Source organism: Dictyoglomus thermophilum H-6-12 (assembly GCF_000020965.1).
Classification (GTDB): domain Bacteria; phylum Dictyoglomota; class Dictyoglomia; order Dictyoglomales; family Dictyoglomaceae; genus Dictyoglomus; species Dictyoglomus thermophilum.
This window is the reverse complement of record NC_011297.1, coordinates 515,043-539,761: the sequence shown is the minus strand read 5'-3', so window position 1 is coordinate 539,761 and position 24,719 is coordinate 515,043. Positions and strand designations below refer to the sequence as shown.

General features: G+C 34.6%; 26 protein-coding genes and 1 other annotated feature. Of the genes, 11 read left to right on the top strand and 15 right to left on the bottom strand.

From position 1 onward, the window contains the following. The first annotated feature begins 56 nt into the window (after positions 1-56). Positions 57-1,247: an aminotransferase class I/II-fold pyridoxal phosphate-dependent enzyme gene (locus DICTH_RS02545; RefSeq protein WP_012548720.1), complete on the top strand. Its 1,191-nt coding sequence runs from the start codon at positions 57-59 to the stop codon at positions 1,245-1,247. Continuing rightward, positions 1,234-1,887, top strand: coding sequence for a cyclodeaminase/cyclohydrolase family protein (locus DICTH_RS02540; protein ID WP_012547421.1), 654 nt, complete (start codon positions 1,234-1,236; stop codon positions 1,885-1,887). The genes DICTH_RS02545 and DICTH_RS02540 overlap by 14 nt, the downstream gene beginning before the upstream one ends. On the opposite strand, the gene DICTH_RS02535 is transcribed toward DICTH_RS02540, so the two are convergent. From DICTH_RS02535 to mnmA, 11 genes are all read right to left on the bottom strand, one after another. After that, positions 1,884-3,110, bottom strand: coding sequence for a zinc-dependent alcohol dehydrogenase (locus DICTH_RS02535; RefSeq protein WP_012548353.1), 1,227 nt, complete (start codon positions 3,108-3,110; stop codon positions 1,884-1,886). The genes DICTH_RS02540 and DICTH_RS02535 overlap by 4 nt on opposite strands. Before the next feature lie 27 nt (positions 3,111-3,137). Next, positions 3,138-3,899 (bottom strand): tryptophan synthase subunit alpha, encoded by a 762-nt coding sequence (trpA, locus tag DICTH_RS02530; protein ID WP_012547819.1) that lies wholly within the window; start codon positions 3,897-3,899, stop codon positions 3,138-3,140. After that, positions 3,899-5,101 (bottom strand): tryptophan synthase subunit beta, encoded by a 1,203-nt coding sequence (gene trpB / locus DICTH_RS02525; protein ID WP_012546912.1) that lies wholly within the window; start codon positions 5,099-5,101, stop codon positions 3,899-3,901. Before trpB ends, trpA begins: the two co-directional genes overlap by 1 nt. Next, positions 5,067-5,702 carry a phosphoribosylanthranilate isomerase gene (locus DICTH_RS02520; RefSeq protein WP_012547508.1) on the bottom strand — a complete coding sequence of 212 codons (636 nt, stop codon included), beginning with the start codon at positions 5,700-5,702 and terminating at the stop codon, positions 5,067-5,069. The genes trpB and DICTH_RS02520 overlap by 35 nt, the downstream gene beginning before the upstream one ends. Continuing rightward, the gene (locus DICTH_RS02515; RefSeq protein ID WP_012548627.1) at positions 5,678-6,454 is read right to left on the bottom strand and encodes an indole-3-glycerol phosphate synthase TrpC; all 777 of its coding nucleotides are present in this window, start codon (positions 6,452-6,454) and stop codon (positions 5,678-5,680) included. Before DICTH_RS02515 ends, DICTH_RS02520 begins: the two co-directional genes overlap by 25 nt. Then, the gene (gene trpD, locus DICTH_RS02510; RefSeq protein ID WP_012547157.1) at positions 6,451-7,461 is read right to left on the bottom strand and encodes an anthranilate phosphoribosyltransferase; all 1,011 of its coding nucleotides are present in this window, start codon (positions 7,459-7,461) and stop codon (positions 6,451-6,453) included. The genes DICTH_RS02515 and trpD overlap by 4 nt, the downstream gene beginning before the upstream one ends. Then, positions 7,454-8,032, bottom strand: coding sequence for an anthranilate synthase component II (locus DICTH_RS02505; RefSeq protein ID WP_012548222.1), 579 nt, complete (start codon positions 8,030-8,032; stop codon positions 7,454-7,456). The genes trpD and DICTH_RS02505 overlap by 8 nt, the downstream gene beginning before the upstream one ends. Position 8,033: 1 nt before the next feature. Next, positions 8,034-9,479: an anthranilate synthase component I gene (trpE, locus tag DICTH_RS02500; RefSeq protein ID WP_012546984.1), complete on the bottom strand. Its 1,446-nt coding sequence runs from the start codon at positions 9,477-9,479 to the stop codon at positions 8,034-8,036. Positions 9,480-9,503: 24 nt separating this feature from the next. Continuing rightward, positions 9,504-9,777: a binding site (T-box leader), on the bottom strand. Positions 9,778-10,168: 391 nt separating this feature from the next. Next, positions 10,169-10,657, bottom strand: coding sequence for a GNAT family N-acetyltransferase (locus tag DICTH_RS02495; protein ID WP_012548070.1), 489 nt, complete (start codon positions 10,655-10,657; stop codon positions 10,169-10,171). A 338-nt stretch (positions 10,658-10,995) separates the two neighbouring features. After that, the gene (locus DICTH_RS02490; protein ID WP_012547836.1) at positions 10,996-11,358 is read right to left on the bottom strand and encodes a hypothetical protein; all 363 of its coding nucleotides are present in this window, start codon (positions 11,356-11,358) and stop codon (positions 10,996-10,998) included. 335 nt (positions 11,359-11,693) lie between these two features. Beyond that, a complete protein-coding gene (gene mnmA, locus DICTH_RS02485) occupies positions 11,694-12,731 on the bottom strand; it encodes a tRNA 2-thiouridine(34) synthase MnmA (RefSeq protein ID WP_012548110.1) in 1,038 nt (345 codons plus the stop codon). A 194-nt stretch (positions 12,732-12,925) separates the two neighbouring features. Between mnmA and DICTH_RS02480 the strand changes: the two genes are divergently transcribed. Next, positions 12,926-14,089 (top strand): ROK family transcriptional regulator, encoded by a 1,164-nt coding sequence (locus DICTH_RS02480; RefSeq protein WP_012547362.1) that lies wholly within the window; start codon positions 12,926-12,928, stop codon positions 14,087-14,089. On the opposite strand, the gene DICTH_RS02475 is transcribed toward DICTH_RS02480, so the two are convergent. Genes DICTH_RS02475 through DICTH_RS02465 form a run of 3 tightly spaced genes read right to left on the bottom strand, consistent with a single transcriptional unit; the run spans position 14,060 to position 16,368 of the window. Continuing rightward, a complete protein-coding gene (locus DICTH_RS02475) occupies positions 14,060-14,926 on the bottom strand; it encodes a metallophosphoesterase (protein WP_012547348.1) in 867 nt (288 codons plus the stop codon). The genes DICTH_RS02480 and DICTH_RS02475 overlap by 30 nt on opposite strands. After that, positions 14,923-15,339, bottom strand: coding sequence for a hypothetical protein (locus DICTH_RS02470; protein WP_012548488.1), 417 nt, complete (start codon positions 15,337-15,339; stop codon positions 14,923-14,925). Before DICTH_RS02470 ends, DICTH_RS02475 begins: the two co-directional genes overlap by 4 nt. Positions 15,340-15,354: 15 nt before the next feature. Continuing rightward, positions 15,355-16,368, bottom strand: a complete 1,014-nt coding sequence (locus DICTH_RS02465; protein WP_012547293.1) for a zinc-dependent alcohol dehydrogenase family protein — start codon at positions 16,366-16,368, stop codon at positions 15,355-15,357. A gap of 152 nt (positions 16,369-16,520) precedes the next feature. Here DICTH_RS02465 and DICTH_RS02460 point away from each other — a divergent pair, with 152 nt between their 5' ends. Continuing rightward, the gene (locus DICTH_RS02460) at positions 16,521-17,651 is read left to right on the top strand and encodes an aldo/keto reductase (RefSeq protein WP_012548027.1); all 1,131 of its coding nucleotides are present in this window, start codon (positions 16,521-16,523) and stop codon (positions 17,649-17,651) included. 33 nt (positions 17,652-17,684) lie between these two features. On the opposite strand, the gene nth is transcribed toward DICTH_RS02460, so the two are convergent. Continuing rightward, positions 17,685-18,317: an endonuclease III gene (nth, locus tag DICTH_RS02455; protein ID WP_012547740.1), complete on the bottom strand. Its 633-nt coding sequence runs from the start codon at positions 18,315-18,317 to the stop codon at positions 17,685-17,687. Positions 18,318-18,403: 86 nt separating this feature from the next. On the opposite strand from nth, the gene DICTH_RS02450 reads away from it, so the two are divergent. The 7 genes from DICTH_RS02450 (at position 18,404) to DICTH_RS02420 (ending at position 24,719) form a co-directional block, all read left to right on the top strand. Beyond that, positions 18,404-19,414 (top strand): M28 family peptidase, encoded by a 1,011-nt coding sequence (locus DICTH_RS02450; protein WP_012548319.1) that lies wholly within the window; start codon positions 18,404-18,406, stop codon positions 19,412-19,414. Continuing rightward, positions 19,411-20,415 (top strand): M42 family metallopeptidase, encoded by a 1,005-nt coding sequence (locus DICTH_RS02445; protein ID WP_012547621.1) that lies wholly within the window; start codon positions 19,411-19,413, stop codon positions 20,413-20,415. Before DICTH_RS02450 ends, DICTH_RS02445 begins: the two co-directional genes overlap by 4 nt. Before the next feature lies 1 nt (position 20,416). Next, positions 20,417-21,427: a M42 family metallopeptidase gene (locus DICTH_RS02440; RefSeq protein ID WP_012548718.1), complete on the top strand. Its 1,011-nt coding sequence runs from the start codon at positions 20,417-20,419 to the stop codon at positions 21,425-21,427. Between the two features lie 78 nt (positions 21,428-21,505). After that, positions 21,506-21,823, top strand: a complete 318-nt coding sequence (locus DICTH_RS02435; RefSeq protein ID WP_012547611.1) for a helix-turn-helix domain-containing protein — start codon at positions 21,506-21,508, stop codon at positions 21,821-21,823. Then, entirely contained in the window at positions 21,804-22,250 is a 447-nt protein-coding gene (locus DICTH_RS02430; RefSeq protein ID WP_012548771.1) for an ImmA/IrrE family metallo-endopeptidase, read from the top strand. The genes DICTH_RS02435 and DICTH_RS02430 overlap by 20 nt, the downstream gene beginning before the upstream one ends. A 200-nt stretch (positions 22,251-22,450) precedes the next feature. Further along, entirely contained in the window at positions 22,451-23,857 is a 1,407-nt protein-coding gene (locus DICTH_RS02425; RefSeq protein ID WP_012547932.1) for a hypothetical protein, read from the top strand. Positions 23,858-23,915: 58 nt separating this feature from the next. After that, a complete protein-coding gene (locus tag DICTH_RS02420; protein WP_143707862.1) occupies positions 23,916-24,719 on the top strand; it encodes a glucodextranase DOMON-like domain-containing protein in 804 nt (267 codons plus the stop codon).

The following is a 24,719-nucleotide window of genomic DNA, read 5'->3' as shown; positions in this document are numbered from 1 at the left end:
AATGATGATATAATAACTGATACTTACTAAATGTAAAAAAAAGAAGGTGAAGGAGTATGGATTTATTTGATAAGATAAAAAAAGCGGAATATTTGCAAGAGGCAAGAATAGCCATCGATCAAGGAATTTATCCTTTCTTTCTTCCCCTTGAAGAGACCGAAGGAACAGAAGTTATTATTAACGGCAGAAGGCTAATAATGTTGGGATCTAATAATTACCTTGGTCTGACCACTCATCCAAAAGTAAAAGAAGCAGCAATTAAAGCAATTAAAGAATATGGTACGAGTTGTACAGGTTCCCGCTTTATGAATGGAACTTTGAAACTTCATAAAGAATTAGAAGAAAAGCTTGCAGAATTCCTTCATAAAGAGGCTGCCCTTGTCTTCTCAACAGGATATCAGACAAATCTTGGGACTATTTCTGCTTTAATTGGTAAGGGAGATATTGCTATAACTGATAAAGAAGATCATGCCTCTATAATCGATGGATGCCGCCTCTCTCAAGGAGAAATGCGAAGATTTAAACACAATGATATGGAAGATTTAGAAAAAGTACTTGCTTCTTGTCCCGACAATGCAGGGAAACTAGTTATAGTAGATGGGGTCTTTTCTATGGCAGGAGACATAGCTCCATTACCCGAAATCGTAAAACTATGTGAAAAATACGGAGCAAGGTTAATGGTTGATGATGCTCACTCTATAGGAGTTCTTGGAGATCATGGAAGAGGCACAGCAAACCACTTTGGTCTTGAAGATAAAGTAGATATAATTATGGGAACTTTTAGTAAATCTTTTGCAAGTCTCGGAGGATTCATTGCAGGAGATGAAGAGGTAATATTTTACATACAACACACTGCAAGATCTTTTATCTTCTCAGCGAGTATGTCACCAGCAAATACAGCAGCAGCTCTTGCAGCTTTAGAAGTTATGCAAGAAGAACCTGAAAGGATTGACCACCTCTGGAAAATAGCAAACAGGATGAGGGAGGGCTTGAAATCCCTTGGATTTGATATTGGAAACAGTTGTACTCCAATAATTCCAATATATATTAGAGATAGATGGAAGACCATTTACATGTGGAAGGAACTTTTTGATCTTGGAGTTTACTGTAATCCTGTACTTCCTCCAGGAGTTCCTCCCAACCAATCACTATTAAGAACTAGCTATATGGCAACCCATACTGAAGAACAAATAGACAGAGCTTTAGAGATTTTTGAAAAGGCAGGGAAAAAAGTTGGAATCATCTGATAAGATAAAACTTATTGATCGTGCTATAACAGAATTTGTAGAACTTTTAGCCTCTCAAGAGCCTGCACCCGGAGGAGGAGCAGCCTCCTCCCTCGTAGGTGCTATTGGAGTTGCTCTATCTTCCATGGTAGCAAACCTCACCATTGGTAAAGAAAAATTTAAAGACAAAGAAGAGTTAATGTTAGAGTTAATAAAAGAAAACAATAAAATTCAAAAAGAACTTTTAGAGTTAATAGAAAAAGATGCGGAAGCCTTTTTTAAAGTAGCAAAAGCCTTAAAAATGCCAAAAAATACTGAGGAAGAGAAAAATAGAAGAAAAGAAGCCTTAGAAAATGCCCTAAAAGAGGCAACCCTTGTACCTCTTGAAATCATGAGAAAAAGCATAAAGGCATTAAGACTATTAGAAAAATCTCTTGGAAATTCTAATCCTAATGCAGTAAGTGATATAGGCGTAGGAGCAGTATGTCTCAAAGCTGCTCTCCAAGGAGCTTGGCTTAATGTAAAGATTAATTTGGTAAGTATAAGAGATAAAGATTTTGTTAAAAATACCCAAAAGGAAGCATTATCCCTATTAGAAGAAGGAACCCTACTCTCCGATAAAATCTATGAAGAAGTAGAAAGCATCTTACAAATAACCTAAAATACAAAAGCCGATTTTACAAGACCATACCTTCCTCTAAAGAAATTCATCTCTATTGCCTTTTTATAATCCTCTAATTTAAAAGTATGTGTCAACAACGGAGAGAGATCAAGTCCTTCTTCCATTAATTGAAGAGCTATACCATAACCTCTTTTTCTTTCTCCTCTAAAGATCTCTCCACTACTACTATTAGTACCTGCTACTCTCAATTCCTTAAACCATACAAAGGTCCAATCAACTTTCTTAGTAATACCTGCAAGTCCTACAAGAACTGTAGTACCCCCCTGCTTTGTAAACCTTAAAGCATCATCTATAGAATCATCATTCCCTACACATTCAAAAACCACATCTGCTCCTCCCACCATCACTGGTTTACCAAGCAGAGGCTTTAAGACCTTTCCAGAAGTAAGCTCTGCAACCTTCTTATATAAATCCCATTTGCTTAAACCTTTTGTATATAAAATCTCGTCTGCCCCATAGTGTTTTGCAAATTCGCCTTGAAACTTGTACCTTGCAAGTACAATAATTCTGGCTTTACTTCCTAATGCTCTTAAGGCACTAACCACATTTATACCTATACTCCCAGCCCCTAACACTAATACCGTATCGTTGTCCTTAGGAAAATTTCTCATCACAGGATGTAATGCTGAGCAAAAAGCATCAACAAGAATAGCATTCTCATTAGTGACTTTATCAGGTACTTTGAAAAGCTGGAACTCATTAGCAACATAATACTCTCCCCAACTTCCACCAGTATCTCTACAAGATCCAATCATAAGTGCAGGAGAAACTATACCCTCATTAAAATTCATACATTGGGAAAATTCAAAATTCTGGCATTTCTCACAGGGAGGATATATCTCTCTTGCATTGCAAGATAATGTAGGATCTGCTATAACTCTATCTCCTACTTCAAAACCTTCTACTTCGTCTCCTTTTTCCACAATAATCCCCAAATTCTCATGCCCTATAACAAAAGGAAAAGATGCAAAAGGAGATGTAGAAGGACTATCATGTAATTTGATAAGTCCTATATCACTACCACAAATACCTCCCATCAAAGTCTTTATTTTAACCCACTTTCCACTGGGAAGTTTTGGTTCTGGATAATCCCCATACCTTATACAAGAAAAAACATTATAATAGAAAGAATGATGAACCCTCCCCAAAGCTTTACTTATAAGATATCTGGGAATACTTTCCTCAAACCAAACTGCTTTCATCTCCCTATTCCTCCCTAATATTAGATTTCAAAGCGTAGCTTTATATAACTCATCAAAGTAATCCTGAATATCCTCATTATTTAAAAGCCTTTTACCTATTGCACTACCTACAATCACACCATCTACCAACCCCTTAAGAGAATTTATCTGATAACTACTACCCAAACCAAACCCCCAAACAAGAGGCTTATTAGTCTCTTTCTTAACTCTACTTATAAAAGCTACTCCTTCTTCGGGAAGTCTGTCCCTTTCACCCGTTACTCCTTTAACCGATATACAATACAAAAAACTTGGAGCTATATCTAAGATCTTCCTAATTCTTTCTTCCCTAGTAGTAGGAGATATAAAAAGAATAAGATCAAGGTTATGTTCGTTAAATAAAGGGATAAGTTTTTCTGCTTCTTCCAATGGCAAATCAGGTATTACTAATCCTTTAATCCCTACTTCCTTAAATCTTTTCAATTTTTCCTCAAGCTTGTTTTGGATTAGATTAAAATAAAGAAGAAGAATAACATCGATCTTTTTTGTGATTCCCGAATCCAAAAGCCAGTCAAGAGTATTGTTTAAGTTTACACCTTTTACCATTGCTCTATAATTTATCTCCTGCAAAATAGGTCCATCAGCTACAGGATCCGAAAAAGGAACTCCAAGCTCAAGTATATCAATCTTATCTTTATTTTTAAATAAAAATTTCTCTAAAAAATCAAAGTCAGGAAAACCTGAAACGAAAAAGGGAACAAATAGCAAAGATTTATCTCTATTTTTAAATTTCTCTAATAAGTTAGCCATTATTTCTCCCCCACATACTTTGATATTATTTCTAAATCTTTATCTCCTCTTCCAGAAAGGTTTATTACTATAATAGGCTCCTTTTCAGGAAATTCATCCCTGTGTTCAATCACATAACCTATGGCATGAGCACTCTCCAAAGCCGGAATAATTCCTTCCAACTCCGAGAGGGCCAAAAAACCTTTTAACGCCACATCATCTGTAGCAATATCATATTTTACTCTGCCAATCTTAGCAAGGAAACTGTGTTCTGGTCCTACTCCAGGGTAATCTAATCCAGCAGATATGGAGTGAGTAGGAGAAACATTTCCATTTTCATCTTGGATAAGATACATCTTAGCCCCATGAAGAACACCTACTCTTCCAAAGTTGATACTAGCAGAATGTAAACCAGACTCCAAGCCTTTTCCTCCTCCTTCAACACCTATGATCTTTACATCATCCTCCAGAAAAGGATAAAAAAGTCCTATAGAATTACTCCCTCCTCCGACAGAAGCAACTAAGTAATCAGGAAGTCTATTTTCTAACTCTAATATTTGCTTCTTGACCTCTTCTCCTATTATCTTTTGAAAATCTCTTACAATTACAGGATAAGGATGAGGACCTACCACTGATCCTAAAAGATAATAACTATCTTCTGGATGTGCCACCCAATCTCTCAACGCTTCATTTATTGCCTCTTTTAAAGTTTTTGATCCTACTTTTACAGGAATGACCTCTGCCCCTAAAAGTTTCATTCTTAAAACGTTAATTTTTTGTCTTTCGCAATCCTCTTCGCCCATATACACAGTACATTTGAATCCAAAAAGTGCTGCCACAGTTGCCGTAGCAACCCCATGCTGTCCAGCTCCAGTTTCTGCTATTAATCTCTTTTTTTCCATATATTTAGCAAGTAGTGCCTGTCCAATAGCATTATTTATCTTATGAGCCCCTGTATGACAAAGATCCTCTCTTTTCAAGTATATTTTTGCCTTCAATTTCTCAGAAAGATTCCTTGCAAAGTAAAGAGGAGTAGGTCTACCCACATAAGTCTTAAGATAGTAATCTAATTCCTGCTTAAATCTTTCATCATTCTTGTACTTATTATATGCCTCCTCTAATTGAAGCAAAGGCTCCATTAAAGTTTCAGGAACAAACCTTCCTCCAAATTCTCCAAAATATCCTCTTTCATCGGGAAGATTTTTCAGCTCTATTTTTCTCATATTCTCTCACCTTTCTCATAAAATTTGAAATTTTAACAAGATCTTTTTTTCCTTTTTCTATCTCAACCCCACTGGAAAGATCCAAACCAAAAGGTTTAAGTTCTAAAACTTTTTCTACATTACTTTCATTTATACCACCTGCTATGATTGTCTTATTATCTATATACTTACCTGCTTTTTCTATAAACTCATCAAAACTAATATTAGAACTCTTACTCTTATCCAACAATATATAAGCTATTTTAGAGAACTTTTTGATTTGAGCTTCAAGATTATCACTCTCATCTACATTTAAAGCTCGAATCAAAAAATACTTGCTGAATTTTTTTAAAAAAGAAACGTCTTCATTGCCATGAAATTGAATCCCATCAAGAGGAAGAATCTCCAAAATACTTCTGATTTCTTCCTCTGAATTGTCAGCAAATACCCCTATTCTCATTATGTTAAGTCTTTTCAAATGAGGAGCCATCCTTGTTAGTTTATCCCGAGATATAAATCTTGGTGACCACGGAACAAAAACTAAACCTATGGCATCTACCTTTTCCATTTCACAATGTAAAGCACTAATTATGTCAGTTATTCCACAGATTTTAACCCACATACTTCAAAAAGCTCCTCTATCTTTTTCTTAGGATTCTGAGAAGTCACAATACTTTCTCCAACAAGAATAGCTCTCACTCCACTTTCATAAAGAATTCTTACCTCTTCCTTATCTTTTATACCACTTGCGCTTATCACCAAAATATCAGAAGGTATGTAAGGCAACAATTTTAAGGTATTATTTATGTCTACTTTAAAGGTTGTGAGATCACGATTATTTATCATAATAATTCTTGGTCTCAAATTAAGCACTTTTTCTAAATCTTTTTCATCATAAACTTCTATTATAGGCTCAACATCGAGTTTTAAACAAAGATTATACAAGGCTTTGAGATCACCTTCGGAAAGTACTCTTGCTATAAGCAAAACTGCATCAGCTCCTAAAATTCTTCCTTCATAGATTTGCTCAGGTATTATGACAAAATCCTTCTGTAATATAGGTTTTTTTGTTATTTTCCTCACCAAAGAAAGATTATTCATACTTGCAGAAAAGGACTCAGCAGTAAGGACAGATATGGCAGATATCTCTTTAGCATCATCATATATCTTGGCCATTTCGGATATGGGAAGAGATAGAAGCTTACCTTTTATAGGAGAGGCAGGTTTCACCTCTCCTATTATATTAAACCTATTTTGATTTAAAATCTTAAAGAAATAATCCTTTTCCTTCTCAGGGAAGGTGGTTGGTATTTTATATATCTTATTGAAAACTACCTTTCTCTTTTCCTCCACGAGCTTATCAAGAATATTCATGCCGTCCTCCCCCTTAACGTCTCAACAAATTCATAAACCTTTCCTTTCATGATATGTTCCTTTACCATATCAAAACCCTCTTTTACACTCTTTACTTTTCCTAAAACCCAAAGGGCAAAAGCACTATTCACTGCCACAATATCAATATGAGACTCCTTGGCCACACCTTTAAAAATATCTTCCAATATCTTTGCATTCTCTTGGGCATCTCCACCCTTAAATTCCTCCTTTTGATATCTCTTTATTCCAATATCTTCTGGAGAAAAGTCAAAATAATCTATCTTACCATTTTTAAGATAAGCAAAAATCGTCTTTCCCGAAAGAGAAATCTCATCTATTCCATCATCCTTACCATGATAGAAGAGTATATTGTCTTTTTTCAAGATCAAAGAAGCTTCAGCCATATTACGCATGACCTTCTCAGAATATACTCCAAGAATTTGACCAGACAAATTTGCAGGATTTAACATAGGACCTGCCATATTGAATATGGTTCCAATACCAAGTTCTCTTCTTACCTTCACAGCTTTACCCACCACAGGATGAAAATAAGGAGCAAAGATTATTCCTATACCTTTTTCATCTATATCCCTTGCAATCTCTTCTGGATTATCACTACACTTAAATCCTAAGGCCTCAATTACATCAATACTACCTGCCTTGCTTGACATGGCTCTATTACCGTGCTTTGCTACCCTCACCCCTAAGCTTGCAAGGGTAAAAGCAACAGCTGTAGAGATATTGAAAGTATTAGACTTGTCACCTCCAGTACCACAAACATCCACAGCTGGAGTTCTATTAGGTATTTTCTTTGCCTTTTCATGTAAAACATCTACAAAACCAGCTATTTCTTCTGGATTTTCTCCTTTTAACCTCAATCCTAAAAGAACAGCTCCAAGTTGTGCTTCAGTTATCTCTTCTCTATCAATACTAAGCACTATCTCCTTTGCCTCATCGAAGGTTAAGTGTTTACCTTCAGATATCTTTTTAAGATACTCCTTAACCACTGATGACACCCCCTAATTTTAAAAAGTTTTTTATTATTCTCTTTCCAGAAGTTGTAAATATGGACTCAGGATGAAACTGCAATCCATATACTGGCTTATCTTCATATTGAATCCCCATGATAAGTTTATCCTGAGTCCAAGCTATAACCTTTAGAGAAGGATTTAAGGATTCTACATCTACCACAAGGGAATGATATCTTGTAGCCTCAAAGGGATTCTCTACACCTTCAAAGATAGGATTCTGAGAATAATAGATATAGGACACTTTACCATGAACAGGAATTGGAGCCCTTATAATCTTAGTACCAAAAGCAGAAGCTATAGCCTGGTGGCCAAGACATATGCCAAGTATAGGTAATTTATCCTTAAACTCTTTTACTACAGGAATACTTATTCCAGCATTTTCAGGTATAGAAGGGCCTGGTGATATGATTATTGCTTGAGGTTTTAGTTTATAAATATCCTCAACAGTTATCTTATCATTTCTATAAACTTTTACTTCGCAAAACTCAGCCACATATTGAAACAAATTGTAAGTAAAAGAATCATAATTATCTATTAACAACACCATCTTAAATATCCCCCACAATCTTTATAGCTTCAAAAAGAGCCTTTGCCTTGTTTATGCATTCTTTATATTCCCTCTCAGGAATAGAGTCGTAAACAATACCAGCCCCTGTTTGTATGAATAAATCCTGACCTTTCAAAAAATAGGTCCTTATGGTTATACAGGTATCCAAATTACCATTAAAAGAGAAATAACCAACTCCTCCCGCGTATGGTCCCCTACGGTATTTTTCAAGTTCTTCTATTATCTCCATAGCTCTAACCTTGGGAGCCCCAGAAACTGTACCTGCAGGAAAAGAAGCTCTTAAAACTTCAAAAGGATGAATATCTTCCCTAACCTCACAAGTAACTGTACTTACCAAATGCATTACATGAGAATATCTCTCCACATGCATCAAATCTTCACATTTTACAGTCCCAATCTTTGCAACCCTTCCAAGATCATTTCTTGCAAGATCAAGAAGCATAGTATGCTCAGCTCTTTCCTTCTCATCCCCAAGAAGCTCCTTCTCAAGAGCCATATCTTCCTCTTCATCCTTACCTCTTCTTCTGGTTCCCGCAATCGGCCTTATCTCTGCTTTTCCAGCCTCCACCTTCACAAGAGCTTCAGGAGATGAGCCTATAAGATATCTGTCCTTAAATTTTAAAAAGAACATATATGGAGAAGGATTTACAAACCTTAAAGCCCTATAGAGAAGATAAGGGTCAGCTTCATACCTGGTGTAAAACCTTTGAGAATAAACTACTTGAAATATCTCTCCCGCCTTAATATACTCTATTGCTTTTCTAACATTTTCTTCATATTCTTCCTGTGAAGTCAAATTTTCTATACGTGTATTAGCTATGTCATTTGCTTTATAGATATTATCCACTGGTTTCTTAAATACATTCTTGATCTCAGAGAGTTTTTCTTCTATCCTTTCTTTTATTTCAGGATCTTCTCTCTCTTCCTCAGGTATGAGAAAAATTACACTTATTCTCCTCTTAAGATGGTCAAAAACTACTAAAAAATCTACAAGTTGAAATTCCGCAAGAGGAAAACCTATAGGATCATAGGTTAAATCAGGAAGTTTTTCCCACTGCCTTACTAAATCATAACCAAAGTATCCAACCAAACCTCCAACAAACCTCGGAAGATTCTTCCCATCTTTTACATTTATTACAGGAAATCTACGAGAAAGATAAGTTAAAATATCAAAATCTACATTATTCTCAAAAGTTAATACTTCCTTAGGCTTCCAGCTTATAAAAGAGTATCTACCAATCCTCTCTCCCCCCTCCGCACTTTCCAAAAGAAACAAAAAATCTTCATCTTTTACCTTAAATAACAAACTTGACGGAGTCTCAAAATCTCCTGGAAAATCATAAATTATCGGTACGTATGTTTTGGTTGATAAAACTTTTTCCACAATTGGGACCACCTCCCTTGAGAAAAATTTCAAAAAGCCCATAAATAAAAAACCCTCTCGCCCTTTTAAAAGGGCGAGAGGGTTTACTCTCGCGGTGCCACCTTTCTTGGGCTACAATGCCCATCTCGTTCTCAGGTACGGGAGGTCATCCTCGCCTCCGATACCCTTCGCCTTGATAACGGTGGCTACTCCGGCATAGCTTACTCGGGAAGAATATCATCTTCCCTTTCAGTATGCGGCTCCCAGGCCCATTCACTCCCCGCGCAGATAGCCGGCTTCCACCTCACCCGGCCTCTCTGGATCCCGCTTGGGAGCTACTCCTCCTGTTCACAGCCTTTAATAGATCACTATCTTAAATTGTGGAATAAATTATAATACAAAAAGAAAAATTTTTCAAATTTAAGAGTTTGATGGAATACAAAATCTCTCTATAGTTCTAAGATATATTCAAAGTCCTTCTTCTCAACTGCTATACAGTAAAAGGAAATAGAAAGAATTGTTAACTTTTTAAGAAAAAAATAGAAGAAGAGAGAAAAGATGGATATTTAGGAGTATATATAAAGTATTCCTCTTTCTTGGCTTTATTTAGATCTTTAAAAAGAAAAATGGACAAAGAAAGAAGAAAAAAGCCCTTTAAGCTAATTAGGAGTTAGTATTGCTTTTTCTTTTCTACTAAATCCTTAATATAAATTGATTTATACTCGTTCTCCAATATATCCATAATAATAATATCATATCTCTCCTGCTATTTGCTTTGCCTCCCTTATTCTACCAACTTCTTTAAATCCTATCTTCTTATAACAATTTATTGCAGGTTTATTGAAAGAAAATACTCTAAGATATACATTATGAAGATTTAACATGTTAAACCCAAAGTCCAAAAGAAGTTGTATTGCTTCCATCCCATATCCCTTTCCCCAATAATCTTTATTACCAATAAATATCCCCAACTCTCCCACTTTATTTATTAAATCCAAATTAACAAAACCAATATTTCCAATTAACTCCTCTCTTTCTAAATCCACAATGGCAAAATTATAATCAGATTTTGAAAGTCTTTCTAGAACTTCTCTCTCCTTTTGCTCTGTATATAAATTTGATGCTATAGTAAGTCCAATAACTACCTCCATATCATTTACCCATCTTGTATATTTCTGGCAATCTTCTATATCAATAGGTGACAAATAACATCTTTTACCTATAAGTTTTTTATAATACATATATTATCCTCCTTTCTTAAGATAATTTGATCTATATATATCATGTTCTTTGGAAATTTAGAAGAAGGGGGAAGTAAATAAAAGGGAGACTTAGCAAAGTAATTTTTTAAGCACTGAGAGGTTAACGGAGAATAAAAGAAATGAAAAAATAAAACCAGAAATATTTTTCAACTATGAGAAAACAATACTTACATCTTTCTTAATGTGAACTAGCCAATATAAAATATTTTTTACGAAAATCTTGTCTTTCCCGTAAAAGTAAAAAATTTTTAATAACCTTATACAGAAATGTTAATATAAGGGGGAAAGAAAAAAATCTTTCCCCCTTTTAAAAATATTTACTTTAATTTTGAAAGATCTGCTTTGAATATATATTCTTCATCTCCAATAAGGATAATCTCTACTTTGGCGTCTCTTAATATCTCTGAAGTAGGAAAAACATAAAGATTAGTTGCTTTATAAGCAGGAGAGTAGGGCCATTTGTCAGTAAGTTCTGCCACATCTTTTTTAAGACTTTCGTTCTCTATAGGTTGTACTATTTTTTCTCCAATTTTTATTACACAATGATAATCTTTAGCAAAATCTATTCTATCTCCATAAATTTGCGCTGCTACAAATAATCTTTCCTCATAAAGCTTCGAAGTATTTTCGATATAATCTTTAGCAGGTTCCATATATTTTTTATAATATTCTCTCAACATTTATTACTAAGCCTAAATATGGGGTAACTATCATAATGGTTGGCTCATATGATCCATAAGAGAGAATATAATCCCGAACAATTGGGGAAAGATCATTTTTGTATCTCTTAGCAGTATCTAAAGCATCTTTAATTTCCTCATCGGATAAACTCCATGATCTACTGCTTTGGGCTAAAGTTGCTTGTAGTAAGATGAGAAAAATAAAAGAGAAAAAAAAGGAAAAAAGTTAAAAAACTTCTCTTTTTCAAGGGTATCACCTCCCCTAAAATTTCTAAGTAAGATTATAAAAAGGAATAGGGTCAAAATACGTCCCTAAAAGAAACTACTTTTCAAGTTCAATTTTCTTTCTCCTCAATTACCCCACCACATAATACGTAATCATCTTTGTAACAGACTAATATTTGACCCGGAGTTATAGCCCACTGGGGTTCTTCAAAAGTTAAATAAATTTCTTTCTCAGAAAGAATCTTTAAAAGAGCAGGCTGAGGCTCCATATTATACCTTATCATTGCCTTGACTTCTAATTCCTTTTCTCTTGGCATTCCCGAAGGATAATTTACATTCTTTGCATATACCTCTCTTGAGAAAATCTTTTCTCTATCTGCTACAACCACAATCCCTTCTTCTGGGATTATCTTTTTTACATATACTGGTTTTCCCAAAGCCACTCTCAATCCCCTTCTCTGCCCTATAGTAAAAGAAAAAACTCCATCATGATAACCTACTTCTACACCATCTTCTGTAATAATTTTTCCCTTCTTTTCCACAAGATACCTACTCAAAAATTTCCTATAATCTCTATCTGGTAAAAAGCAGATGTCCTGACTTTCTTCCTTGTCAGAAACAAAAAGCCCTATCTCTTCGGCTAATTTCCTAACTTCATTTTTCGTTAAATCTCCTAAAGGAAAGAGCGATTTTTCAATCTGCTCCTGAGTAAGATAGGCTAAAAAATAAGACTGATCTTTTTTGAGATCTTTAGCTCTTTTCAACAAAAATACCTTCTTCTCCTCATCCCAAACCTTCCTTACGTAGTGTCCCGTTGCAAGATATTCTGCTCCCAACTCTTGAGCTTTTTTAAGCAAAAGTCCAAATTTTATTATCCTATTGCAAAAAGTACAAGGATTAGGGGTATAACCGCTCTTATAGGAATCTATAAAATATTTTATTATCTGTTCTTCAAATTCTTTCCTAAGATCCACATAAAAATGAGGTATATTAAGATATTTTGCAATTTTCTCGGCATCCTTAATAGAATCAGAATAAGCAATATTCATGGTCAAACCAATAACTTCATACCCTTCTTTTTTAAGAAGGTATGCAGTAGTAGAACTATCAACACCACCACTCATTCCTACAGCTACCTTAATGGGCATTTTATACTTTTTAAGTATGAATTTATAAAAAATTATAGACTTTTTTCAACAAAAAGTCAAACTTAACAAATAAAAATAAGTAAAAATCTGAAATTTTAAGGGTGTGTTTATTTTTTATTGACAAAAATTATCTTTCGTTATATCTTTATTTTAAAAACTTTTTTTAAAAATTTTATAAGTGGGGAGAAAAAGCGATGAAAATAGGAAGACCTCAATTAATAGATGAAGTTAACAAAGGACAGATTTTAAAGTTATTAAGAGAGGAGGGTCCTATATCAAGAGCGGAAATTGCAAGAAGATTAGGATTAAGCCGTCCTACGGTATCTACTCATATAAAAGATCTTTTAAAAGAAGGTCTTGTAATCGAAGTAGGAAAAGGAAAAAGTTCCAAAGGCAGAAAAGGAATTCTTTTAAAGTACAATGCAAGACATGGTTACTTTCTTGCAGGAGATATTGAGGGTTCTATTATGCGCTTTGCCTTATCAGATTTGTGTGGAGAGATACTATACGAAAAGGTATTATCTCTTAATGAATTAAGACAAAAAAACATGATGAAACCCGAAAATTTCATTAACATAATGAAGGAATTTCTAAAAGAAAACAATGTGGAAGAAAAAAATTTAAAGATAATTGCCTTAGGAATTGCAGGTATTATAGAAGAAGGAAAATTAATCTTTGCCCCTAACTTGCCTGAATGGAATCATGCTCCTCTTCAAAATTTGGTAAAAGAAGGCTTCCCAGGAACACAGGTGATTTTAGAGAATGATGTAAATATGGGTGTAATGGGAGAGATGTGGAAAGGAGCTGGAAAAGGGCTTAAAAATATTGTTTACTTAAACTTAAGTACTGGAGTTGGGGCAGGCATCGTTATAGATGGAAAACTTTATGAGGGGAGTAATAAATTTGCAGGAGAAGTTGCATATATGGTAGTAGATAATCATCACGAAAACTTCCCAGGAGTAGAATACACTCCTTTAGGTGCCTTAGAATGGGTTGTTTCAGGAGCAAGAATCATCGAAAAAGCAAAATCATTTGATTCCAAGTATACCCTTTTAGAGAGAATATTTGATGATTATGACAAAGTGGACGAGATAAAAGTTTTAATTGACAAGGTAGGAGAATATCTCGGAAAGGCTATAGTAAACATAGTAAGTGTAATTGATCCTGAAGTTATAATAGTAGGTGGCATAGTGGGTAAGTTTTTAAACATCCTTATGAGAAAAATAAAACCAACCATAGAATACTATCTTCCAATTCCTGTTAAAATCATACCTTCAGCCTTATATCCTAAAACAGTAGTTTATGGAGCTATATACAAAGCCTTAGAATTATATCACACAAAACCTGTGATTGTCTGATAATTCTATTAGTATAGAATTTTGATCATATCTTGAAAGTAAAGATTCTGTAGATTCTGCATATCCTACAGTAGGCTTATATATGGTTATGCCGTTAACACTGAAAATGCCACTTCTATGTTCATGTCCACATATAACTTTGTTAATTCCATGTTCCAAAATAATCTCTCCGAACTTCTTACTACCAAGATAAGCAGAAAAGAAATTCTTGATAAATAAAATTTCCTCAAAAGGTATAAAATGACTTACAACAATTTTATCTTTGCCCTTTTCTATCTTTAAAAGATGATGTTTAAATTCATCATATATTAAATTATAAACTTCCTCGTTACTAAGTATTTTTCCATTATTACAAAACCTTGCAAGTCCCCAATAAACCTCTCGCCATTTAATTCCCCCATACTCTCCCCTATCAAAATCACTTTTATCATAATAGCTATCTCCAAAAGAATAGTCATACCATCCCATAGTGCCAACAATTACTAAATCATTAAGCTTAATAGGCTCAAAAGGCAAATAGGCAAAACCATATTCTTTACAGAGTTTGGGAAGAATTTTGTAATATTTTTGATCACTGGTAATTTCTCCTTCTTTCCAAATATCATGATTTCCCGGAACAAAAACCTTTACTCCTGAGAAGCTACTAAACACTTCTAAAAATAATTCTACCTCCCAAATTTTGGCAGAAATATCTCCAGCAAAAATAAAGATGTCAATATTTTTATCCAATACAACATTTAAAAGAGTTTTTAGCAGTTCTCTCTCTTCAGAAACTTTAAGTCCCTTTTTAATTCTCAAATAATCCAGATGAAGATCGGAAACTGCGAAGATTCTCATCTAACAATTTTTAAAAACCTAAAAAGCATTAATATAAATCCAATTATAGGCTTTATAAGGGAATAGATATAAGAATTTTCGACGATCATTTTTTGATATCCCATGGGAATAAAATTCAAAATAACACCATAAATTATTATAAGCACAAAACCCCCAACTGCTACCTTAAGAAAAAAACCTGGAAGAGTTAAAAGAAGATACGCCAACACAAAGGTTAACACAAAACTTGAGATATTAGAGGAAAGATTTATTGGAAGCCTCACATATTTCACATAAATAGGCATAAGCACAGAAGAAAAAGTAAAAGCTATTATCAAAGCTACAATTAAAGCAAGCCTATTAAAAAATACTTCCTTTATACCCTTTAAAGCAAGCCCCAACACGGTAATTGCACATATAATATCAAATACCATTCCTAAATCACCTCTTCAGAAATTTATTATAACCCTCAAGGCATCCCCTGAAAGTCCTACTTTAATGGCTTCATCTATCTTTTCTATAGAAAATCTATGAGAAACAATCTTTTTTACGTCTATTTTTCCCTCCTCAATGAGAGATAAAGCTCTTGAATTAGTAAAGGGATTTACAAAAGATCCCATAATTGTTAATTCCCTAAAATATATATCATAAGGAGAAATGCTAAGTAAATCCTCAGGAGAAGATACACCAAAGATCAAAACTTTTCCACCTCTCCTTACACTACCTAAAACAGTCTTTACTGTTTCCGTCTTTCCTACAGCTTCGATACCCACATCAGCTCCTCTTCCATAAGTATTCTCTTTAACAATCTCTTCCACATTCTCTTTCAAAGGATCTATAACAATATCAGCCCCAAGATCTTTTGCTATCTTTCTCTTCCACTCCACTTTTTCCACTAAGAAAACTTTAGAAGCTCCAGAAAGCTTAGCAAGTTGTAACAATACCAGACCTAAAGCTCCTCCTCCCACAATAAGCACTGTATCTCCTGGCCCGACATTTAACCTTTCAATACCATGAAGAGCACATGCCACAGGCTCCATCATTGCTCCTTCTATTGGAGATATCTTTTCTGAAAAAACATATAATTGCTTGTATGGCACCACACAATATTCTGCAAATCCCCCATTAATATCTACGCCTAAAGCAACAAGATTTTCACAAAGATTTATTTCTCCCCTTTTACAAAAGTAACAATGACCGCATGTTATATTGGGATCAACAGCAACCAAATCTCCTACCTTTATTCCTTTTACATCCTTTCCTATTTCCACTACCCTTCCTGAAAACTCATGCCCTCTTATTACCCCATCTTTACCATAGGCTTTACCAGAAAACACATGAAGATCAGTACCACATATACCTGAAGCAAGAACTTTTATGATAACTTCATCTTCTTTTTTAATAACAGGATTAGGTAATTCTTCTAAAGATATCTTTCCACCTCTCCAAACAGCAGCTATCATCTTGTGATCCCCCAAAATTTTTATTATTGATTATATTTTACAATTTAAATATGATGTAGTAAAATTTGAAATTGTAAAAAATATTTACTTTTTTAGTTCACCTGTACCAATATTCAATCTAAAATTTTCTATAAAATAAGGAGGGATAAAAAATGAAGTACAGAAAAATGGGAAAACTTGACGTAACCGTTTCCGTACTTGGATTTGGTGCAATGAGACTTCCCACATTAGGAACAGAGTCCCAAATTGATGAGCCTAAAGCCATTGAAATGATAAGATATGCTATTGATCATGGAGTAAACTATGTAGATACAGCTTATGGTTATCATGGGGGACAAAGCGAGATTGTAGTTGGAAAGGCATTAAAAGATGGCTACAGAGATAAAACTTACCTGGCCACAAAACTTCCTGTATGGCTTGTAAACAAAAAAGAAGATATGGATAGGCTATTAAATGAACAACTCAAAAAACTAGATACTGATCATATAGATTTCTATCTCCTCCATGCTCTAAACAAAGATAGCTGGCAAAAGATATATAATCTTGGAGCCATCGAATGGGGAGAAAAGATGAAAGAAAAAGGCCTTATCAGATATTTTGGTTTTTCTTTCCATGATGACTTGGAAACCTTCAAAAAAATAATTGATGCCCATGACTGGGATTTCTGCCAGATCCAATATAACTACATGGATATAGATTACCAGGCAGGAAGAGAAGGCTTAGAATATGCAGGTAAAAAGGGAATAGGAGTCGTGGTGATGGAACCTTTAAGAGGAGGTAGACTTGCAAGGCCCCCAAAGGACGTAATGGAGCTTATAGAAAAATATCCTATAAAAAGATCTCCTGTAGAATGGGCCTTACTTTGGGTTTGGAATCACAAAGAAGTTTCCCTTGCACTTTCTGGAATGAGTACTTTAGAGCAAGTTAAGGAAAACTTAGAAATTGCAGATAAAGCAGAAGTAAATATCTTATCTAAAGAAGACCTTGAACTAATAGAAAAACTAAGACTTGCCTTCTTAGGAAGAAAGGCCATAGATTGTACTCAATGCAGGTATTGTATGCCTTGTCCCTATGGAGTAGATATACCAAGAAACTTTTATATTTACAACGAAGGTATAAGATATGACGACTGGGGTGCACCAAGATGGGAATATAATTATGCTATGAAGCCTGAAGAAAGAGCTGAAAATTGTAAGAAGTGTGGAGAATGCGAGACTAAATGTCCTCAAGGTCTTGCCATAAGAGACCTCTTAGAGATGGTCCACAACACCTTATCCCGTTAAAAATTTAGAAGAGGGGAGATAAAATCTCCCCTCTTATTTGATAAATGCCGATGGACATATATCATTTAAAATACATTCATCACATTTGGGATTCTTAGCCTTACATACATTTCTTCCGTGATGAATTAAAAGATAAGAAAAATTTGCCCATTCTTCCCTCGGCACAATCTTCATCAAGTCTTGTTCCAATTTATCCCTATTTTTTTCCTTACTTAAATTAAATCTTTTAGAAAGCCTATCTACATGAGTATCTACCACTATACCCTCATTCTTACCATACCCTGCAGAAAGAACAACATTTGCAGTTTTTCTAGCAACTCCTGGAAGCTTCAGAAGTTCTTCCATAGTATCGGGCACCTTACCACCATATTTCTCAAGAATTATTTGGGCACAAGCCCTAATATTTTTAGCCTTTGTTCTATAGTAATTAATAGACTTAATATCTTGCTCTAACTCTTCCAAAGGGACCTTTAAATAATCCTCAGGCGTTTTATACTTTTTAAAGAGCTTCTCTGTAACCATATTTACCCTCTCATCGGTAGTCTGTGCCGAAAGTATGGTAGCTACAAGAAGCTCCCATGGATTGGAAAAATTTAGTGCAATTTTAGGTTCATAAAGAGTTCTTAGTCTCTTTAAAACCTCTATTACAAATTCCTTTTTATCCATAATAACACCTCCATAAATTAAGCTACTAAAGTTTAACACACCCATAGTATAATCAAAGTATACTTTTAAAGAAGAAAGGAGGCTCCATGGTGGAAATTAAAGAAGTTCTGAAAAATCTATCAAATCTTGATGGCCCCTCAGGATACGAACAACTAGTCTTGGAATATATTGAAAATGTTGCAAAAAAAATAGCTGATGTGGAGACAAACATAGACAAACACGGCAACCTCATAGTAAGAAGACCAGGTAAAGGTAAAAGAATAGCTCTTTTCGCCCACACCGATGAAATTGCTTTTGTAATAACAAAAAAGGAATTCGGAAATTATTTTCGCATTCATACCTTTGGTGGAGTAGATCCTAAAGTAGTAATATCTCAAAGATTAAGAATTCACACTAAAGAAGGCATTTCTTACGGAGTGGTTGGCATGTTAGAACCCCATCTACAGACCGAAGAAATAAGACAAAAAAATATTACCTTTGATGATCTTTTCATAGATATAGTAGAAAAAGCAGATAAAGTTCAAATAGGAGATCTCGCTACCTTTGACTCGGAAGCTTTTGAATTAAATGAAAAATATATTGCAGGAAAAGCTTTGGACAATAGAGCAAGTTGTACAGCTCTTCTTTATACCCTTGAATTATTAAACCAGTTTATAGTGAGTGGAGATATTTATTTTGTCTTTTCTGTAAGAGAAGAGGATGGAGTATCTGGAGCTATAAATGCTTCCTATCAAATAAACCCTGAGCTTGCCATAGTCTTAGATGTAACCCATGGAGATATTCAAAGACCCTCTTATCCTAAAATCGAAACGGGAAAAGGACCAGTATTAGACATAGGACCAATGATAGATTATGACTATTTCAATAAAATCAAAAATTTGGCTGAAAAACTTTCAGTAAACTACCAAATAGAGCCCAATGGCAATCATAGCAGTACTGATACCGATAGTATACAAATAGCAAGAGAAGGAATTTCCACCTTACTTATCTCAATTCCCTTAAGATATATGCACACCCCATACGAGGTAGTAAATATAAGAGACATCGAAGAGACAGCAAGACTTTTAAGCTTTTTCCTTGCAAGAGGAGGTGAATGAAATTGTTTTTAAAGGAGCTATCAGATATACCAGGAGTTTCTGGCTTTGAGGGAAAGGTAAGAGAATTTATTAAAGAGAAGATAAAAGACAAAGTAGACCAGATTGAAGTAGACAAATTAGGGAACCTTATAGCCTTTAAAAAAGGCAAAGTAAACAAAAAACTCATGATTTCAGCTCATATGGATGAGGTTGGTTTTATAGTAAGCAACATAGAAGAAGATGGAAAACTAAGTATACTACCATTAGGATCTATTGACCCTAGGGTAGTGTTAGGTAAAAAAGTAGTTATAGGAGAAAAACAAATATTAGGAGTTATAGGTTCAAAACCTATTCATCTTATGGAAGGATATGAAAAGGTATCTTTTGAAAACATCAAAGTAGATATTGGAGCCACAAAAAAACAAGAAGCTGAGGCAAAAGTAAAAATAGGAGACTTTGTTAGCTTTGCACCCAATGCTATGATACATGGAGAATGGATATCTGGAAAGGCTTTAGATGATAGAGGGGGATGTTCCCTATTGATAGACTTAATACTTAAAGATTTAGATTTATACTACGACACCTTCTTCGCTTTTGTAATCCAAGAGGAGACAGGATTAAGAGGATCTGGACCCTGTGCTTTCAAGATAAAACCTGACCTCGCAATTGTGGTAGAAACAACCACCTCTGGAGATAATCCTGAGTTTCCAGAAGCTAGAAGATCTTCAGAGTTAGGCAAAGGTCCAGTTATCACGCCTGCTCACAGAGGCTATGTAAATGATGAAAGGCTTTTTAATTTTGCCGTAAAAGTAGCCGAAGAAAATAAAATTCCTTACCAGATAAAGAGGAGAACCGCAGGAGGCACTGATGCTGCAAGAATTGCCATAACTACAGGTACTCCTTCCTTGGTTATTTCTATTCCATCAAGATATATTCATTCCCCTATATGTGTGTTAAATATCAACGACTATCGGAATACTTTTAAGCTTCTTTCTTTAATACTCACAAAGGAGGTCTTATAGAATGAAAGAGCTTATCAAAAAGTTAACGGAAATCAAATCTCCCAGTGGTAGAGAGGATAACATAAGAAATGCAATCCTGGAAGAATTAAAAGGATATATTGACGGGTATGAGATAGACAAACTTGGAAATCTAATCGTTTGGAAAAAAGGTAAAAAAGATGGGAAAATACTCCTTGATGCCCATATGGATGAAATTGGTGTTCTTGCAACTTATATTGATGAAAAAGGATTTATTAGAATAGAACCTATTGGAGGAGTTTCTCCTTATAATTTATTAGGAAGCAGTATAGCTTTTCCTCAGGCAGAAGGATTTGTAGGAGTAGAAGGAGAAACTTTAGAAGAGCTCTCCAAAAACATTAAAAATCTTGATTTTGATAAGATATTTGTAGACATTGGAGCTAAAAGCAGAGAGGAAGCTGAAAAGCTTGTTCCTCCTGGAACCTTTGGTGTATACTCTGCAAATTTTAAAGATCTGGGAGAAAGATTGGTCTCAAAAGCTATGGATGATAGAATAGGATGCGCCATAATAATTGAAGTTTTTAAAAGATCAAACCCTTATTACACTCTCTACGGTACTTTCTCCATTCAAGAAGAAATTGGACTTGTAGGAGCAAGCGTAGTTGCCTTTGACATAAAACCTGATCTTGCTATAGCCATTGATGTAACTGCCCATTCTGACACTCCTAAAGGCCCAAAGAGAATGTCCCTTGAGCTAGGGAAGGGACCTGCTATCAAAATAAAAGATAGTGCTTCTATTAGTGATAGAAGAATAGTGGAAAAACTCAAAAATATAGCAGAGAAAAATGGTATACCCTATCAAATTGAAATTCTACTTCGTGGGGGTACCAACGCTGCTGCACTCCAAAGAACAGGAGAAGGTATTCCAGCTGGAACTCTCTCCATACCTACAAGATATGTGCATTCACCCCATGAGATGATTGATATAAATGATGTGGAAAATGCAATTAGAATTCTTAAAATATTAGTAGAAAGTGATGAAAGTCTCTTATAATTAAAGACAAGGGGGGACATTTTATCAAATGTCCCCCTATTATTAACAAAATGACAAATTGATAATAAAATATTAAGTATGAATGTGGGGAAGAGGATAAGAGAAACCAGAAAAAAACATAATATGAAATTAGAAGATCTGGCAGAAAAAACAGGTCTTTCCTTATCCTACATCTCCTTAATCGAAAGAGGTCTTAAGAATCCCTCTTTAAAAGCTTTAGAAAGAATAGCAAAAGCCTTTAATCTTCCTACTTCATACTTCTTCTCCGAAGATAATGATGAAACCATAGAGACTTTTCTAAGGACAAAGACCTCCTTAGATGAAGATGAGAGAAGAATGATAATTCAACTTATTAAATCCTTGGAGAGTAAAAAAGGTGTACGAAGAACTGATTAAAGATCTATTATCCCTTTTTTATATAAAAAAACCTCCCATAAAACCTGAAATTATTGCTTATGGATTAGGGGTAGAAGTACACTTCCAAGAACTACCCTCACAAATTTCTGGTATATTGTATAACCATAATGATCACCCTATGATACTCATCAATAAAAGAGATAATCCTTTAAGACAAAGATTCACTATTGCCCACGAACTTGGCCACTTTTTACTTCACCATTCAAATAAACAAATTTATTTTGATTATCCAATAAGTAAAAACCCTAAGCTTGAAAAAGAAGCTAACACTTTTGCCGCCTCCCTGCTTCTTCCTGATTTCTTTCTTAAGAGATATTTAAACCTACCCTATCAGAAGATATCAAGTATTTTTCAGGTTTCTCAAAAAGTAATTGAGATAAGATTAAAGGATTTTAAAACAATTTAAGACTGTTTTAAAAATATCCTTGACAAATTAAAAAACTCTTTTTTAAAATATTATTAAAACTAACACGTGTAATTTTTATAAATTAAAATTAACACGTGTTTAGGAGGTGATAAGAGCAGTAAATGCTGAGAAGAATTAATAACTAATTCAAGTTAATTTCTGTTCCTAAGATTGCTAAAAAATTAAAGGGGGTATTAAAAATGAAAAAAGTATTGTTACTAAGTTTGATCCTCATCTTTATAGTTTCTTTTGCCTACGCTCAAGGAGTTACATTTTATGGCTACAGCGAAATTGGAGTCCACAGCGAGTTCTTAAAAGACTCAAATGGAAACTACTCTAACACGTTAGGTCCAGTAAATTTAGATTATTGGAACACCTATTTTAGAGTAAAAGCAGAACCTTCAAGCTTCTTAGAAAGTTATTTTGAACTTCATTTATATCCCAATTATAGCGATCTTTTTGGTCCTGGAATTGTGGAGGTACAAAAGGCACATCTCACTGTTAAAAGCTCCCTTCTAAACTTAAGAGTATATTACAAGGAAAATGCAACTCCTTTTGATGATCCATTGCTTTTGAATAAGCCTGGTGATCTTCCTGGATCTTCATGGATATGGGGAAATGGAATTGAAGTTTCTGGAAAAGTATTTGATACAAACTTCTTAGCAGGTATTAATTCGTCAGATCAAATCTCTTACTTAAGATTAAAAAGAGCATTTCAAAACCTAACTCTTGGATTTACAGCAATGGGTGCTAATTGGGGTGTTGCTAACCAAGGAAAGAGTTTATTCGGAGTAGATGTAACTGGAAAATTAGCCAATGTAGACGTAAAAGCAGAAGGAATATACGGCAAGGGCTCCTTTGATACTGGCTCTGAAGGTGGAATGGTCCTATATGGTGACTTTTCAACTCAGCTAACACCTGTTGTAAAAATTTACGGCACAGCCAAAAAAGTTGATGGAGGTTATATCAATCAATTTAACTGGTTCAAAACTGATCAAACTCAACTTATTCCTGGAGAAAGTGGATCTTATGGTACATACTTTAAGCTTGGTTCCGTAATTACCCCACTTTCCAATTTATCCTTTGAACCAATTGTAGAACTAATAAATAGAGAAAATATAAACCAAAAAACTACTAATCTAAAAGGTATAGTAACATATGTAGTAAATAAGAACCTAACTGTTAAGGGAACAGTGGCCAATTCAACAGTAGATAGTAATAGTTCCACTAACATTACTCTTGAAACAACCTTTGTACCTTTACAAAATCTCTCAATTTATGGAAAGTTATATCAACCAATCGGAGGAAATACAGAAATTTATGGAAATCTTTCAACCACCTTCGATAAATTAAATGTCTACTTAGCTGGGAATTATTCAGCAAGCAAATCATACCTGTACTTAAACGCTCTCTATAACTTAGCTAAGAATGTAAATCTTAGAGCAATATCTCAACTTCTTAAAGATAGTAGCACAACTCATAATACCTACTATCTAGCTCTTGAACTTAACAATGCTTCTCTCTACTTTGGTAATGCTCCATCAGAAGAAGGTTCTGTAACCGACTTTGTAAAACAAATAGGAGCAAAAATTTCTTTTGATTTCTAAAAAATTAAAAGGGGGGGAGAATTCTCCCCCCTTAAAAAGATTCAAGGAGGGCTATAAAATGAAAAAGTTATTAATTTTAATTTCCTTAATACTTCTTTCCACTATTGTTTTTGCTGAACCTGTAAAATATCCTCTTATATTCAACGATCCTGTAAACGACGACAAGGGGCCTGGAACATACACCTATCCTACAGACCCAGTTTTTAAATCTGGTACTTTTGATATGACAAAAGTAGTAATAGATGCCGATAATGATAATGTATATTTCAAGATCTCCTTCAGAGTACCTATAGAGAATCCTTGGGGAAGTCCATTAGGAATTTCCTTACAAACGATCCATATATATATTGATAAGGATCATAAGAAAGATTCAGGATTCAGGGATTTTATCCCAGGTGTAAGAGCCCAAACCACACCGGAAAGTGCATGGGATTTAGCCATACTCGTAGAAGGTTGGCCTACAGAGCTAAAAAGTTCTGTAAAAAATGCAGCTCCTGAAATGTATAAGTATTGTGTCTTCCCCTCTAAAGGAGTAACTGTCGATGGCAATACCATAACCATACCTGTACCTAAGAAGACCCTTGGTGACAACTTCCAAAAAGGTTGGGGATTTCAAGTTTTCATCATGGGACAAGAGGGATTCCCAACCCAGGACCCTGTGTCTTGTAGGATCAGAGAGGTCTTATCTACAGCTCAACAATGGAGATTTAGCGGTGGTGATGACTTTTATGGAGATCCTAATATTATAGACCTATTAGATTACGAGGATATAAACCAATTTGAGATTTTAAGTAAATATAAGAGTGATGCTAAATTTGAGAAGAATGTGTATGCTCAAGTACCCTTTATCTATGTAAAGTAG

What these genes read in the sequence shown, in the direction of transcription:
- DICTH_RS02545 (WP_012548720.1), top strand. Translation starts at nt 57, where the DNA reads ATGGATTTATTTGATAAGATAAAAAAAGCGGAATATTTGCAAGAGGCA.
- DICTH_RS02535 (WP_012548353.1), bottom strand. Translation starts at nt 3,110, where the DNA reads ATGAAAGCAGTTTGGTTTGAGGAAAGTATTCCCAGATATCTTATAAGT.
- trpA (WP_012547819.1), bottom strand. Translation starts at nt 3,899, where the DNA reads ATGGCTAACTTATTAGAGAAATTTAAAAATAGAGATAAATCTTTGCTA.
- trpB (WP_012546912.1), bottom strand. Translation starts at nt 5,101, where the DNA reads ATGAGAAAAATAGAGCTGAAAAATCTTCCCGATGAAAGAGGATATTTT.
- DICTH_RS02520 (WP_012547508.1), bottom strand. Translation starts at nt 5,702, where the DNA reads ATGTGGGTTAAAATCTGTGGAATAACTGACATAATTAGTGCTTTACAT.
- DICTH_RS02515 (WP_012548627.1), bottom strand. Translation starts at nt 6,454, where the DNA reads ATGAATATTCTTGATAAGCTCGTGGAGGAAAAGAGAAAGGTAGTTTTC.
- DICTH_RS02505 (WP_012548222.1), bottom strand. Translation starts at nt 8,032, where the DNA reads ATGGTGTTGTTAATAGATAATTATGATTCTTTTACTTACAATTTGTTT.
- trpE (WP_012546984.1), bottom strand. Translation starts at nt 9,479, where the DNA reads ATGGGCTTTTTGAAATTTTTCTCAAGGGAGGTGGTCCCAATTGTGGAA.
- DICTH_RS02495 (WP_012548070.1), bottom strand. Translation starts at nt 10,657, where the DNA reads ATGTATTATAAAAAACTTATAGGTAAAAGATGTTATTTGTCACCTATT.
- DICTH_RS02490 (WP_012547836.1), bottom strand. Translation starts at nt 11,358, where the DNA reads ATGTTGAGAGAATATTATAAAAAATATATGGAACCTGCTAAAGATTAT.
- mnmA (WP_012548110.1), bottom strand. Translation starts at nt 12,731, where the DNA reads ATGCCCATTAAGGTAGCTGTAGGAATGAGTGGTGGTGTTGATAGTTCT.
- DICTH_RS02480 (WP_012547362.1), top strand. Translation starts at nt 12,926, where the DNA reads ATGAAAATAGGAAGACCTCAATTAATAGATGAAGTTAACAAAGGACAG.
- DICTH_RS02475 (WP_012547348.1), bottom strand. Translation starts at nt 14,926, where the DNA reads ATGAGAATCTTCGCAGTTTCCGATCTTCATCTGGATTATTTGAGAATT.
- DICTH_RS02470 (WP_012548488.1), bottom strand. Translation starts at nt 15,339, where the DNA reads ATGGTATTTGATATTATATGTGCAATTACCGTGTTGGGGCTTGCTTTA.
- DICTH_RS02465 (WP_012547293.1), bottom strand. Translation starts at nt 16,368, where the DNA reads ATGATAGCTGCTGTTTGGAGAGGTGGAAAGATATCTTTAGAAGAATTA.
- DICTH_RS02460 (WP_012548027.1), top strand. Translation starts at nt 16,521, where the DNA reads ATGAAGTACAGAAAAATGGGAAAACTTGACGTAACCGTTTCCGTACTT.
- nth (WP_012547740.1), bottom strand. Translation starts at nt 18,317, where the DNA reads ATGGATAAAAAGGAATTTGTAATAGAGGTTTTAAAGAGACTAAGAACT.
- DICTH_RS02450 (WP_012548319.1), top strand. Translation starts at nt 18,404, where the DNA reads ATGGTGGAAATTAAAGAAGTTCTGAAAAATCTATCAAATCTTGATGGC.
- DICTH_RS02445 (WP_012547621.1), top strand. Translation starts at nt 19,411, where the DNA reads ATGAAATTGTTTTTAAAGGAGCTATCAGATATACCAGGAGTTTCTGGC.
- DICTH_RS02440 (WP_012548718.1), top strand. Translation starts at nt 20,417, where the DNA reads ATGAAAGAGCTTATCAAAAAGTTAACGGAAATCAAATCTCCCAGTGGT.
- DICTH_RS02435 (WP_012547611.1), top strand. Translation starts at nt 21,506, where the DNA reads ATGAATGTGGGGAAGAGGATAAGAGAAACCAGAAAAAAACATAATATG.
- DICTH_RS02425 (WP_012547932.1), top strand. Translation starts at nt 22,451, where the DNA reads ATGAAAAAAGTATTGTTACTAAGTTTGATCCTCATCTTTATAGTTTCT.
- DICTH_RS02420 (WP_143707862.1), top strand. Translation starts at nt 23,916, where the DNA reads ATGAAAAAGTTATTAATTTTAATTTCCTTAATACTTCTTTCCACTATT.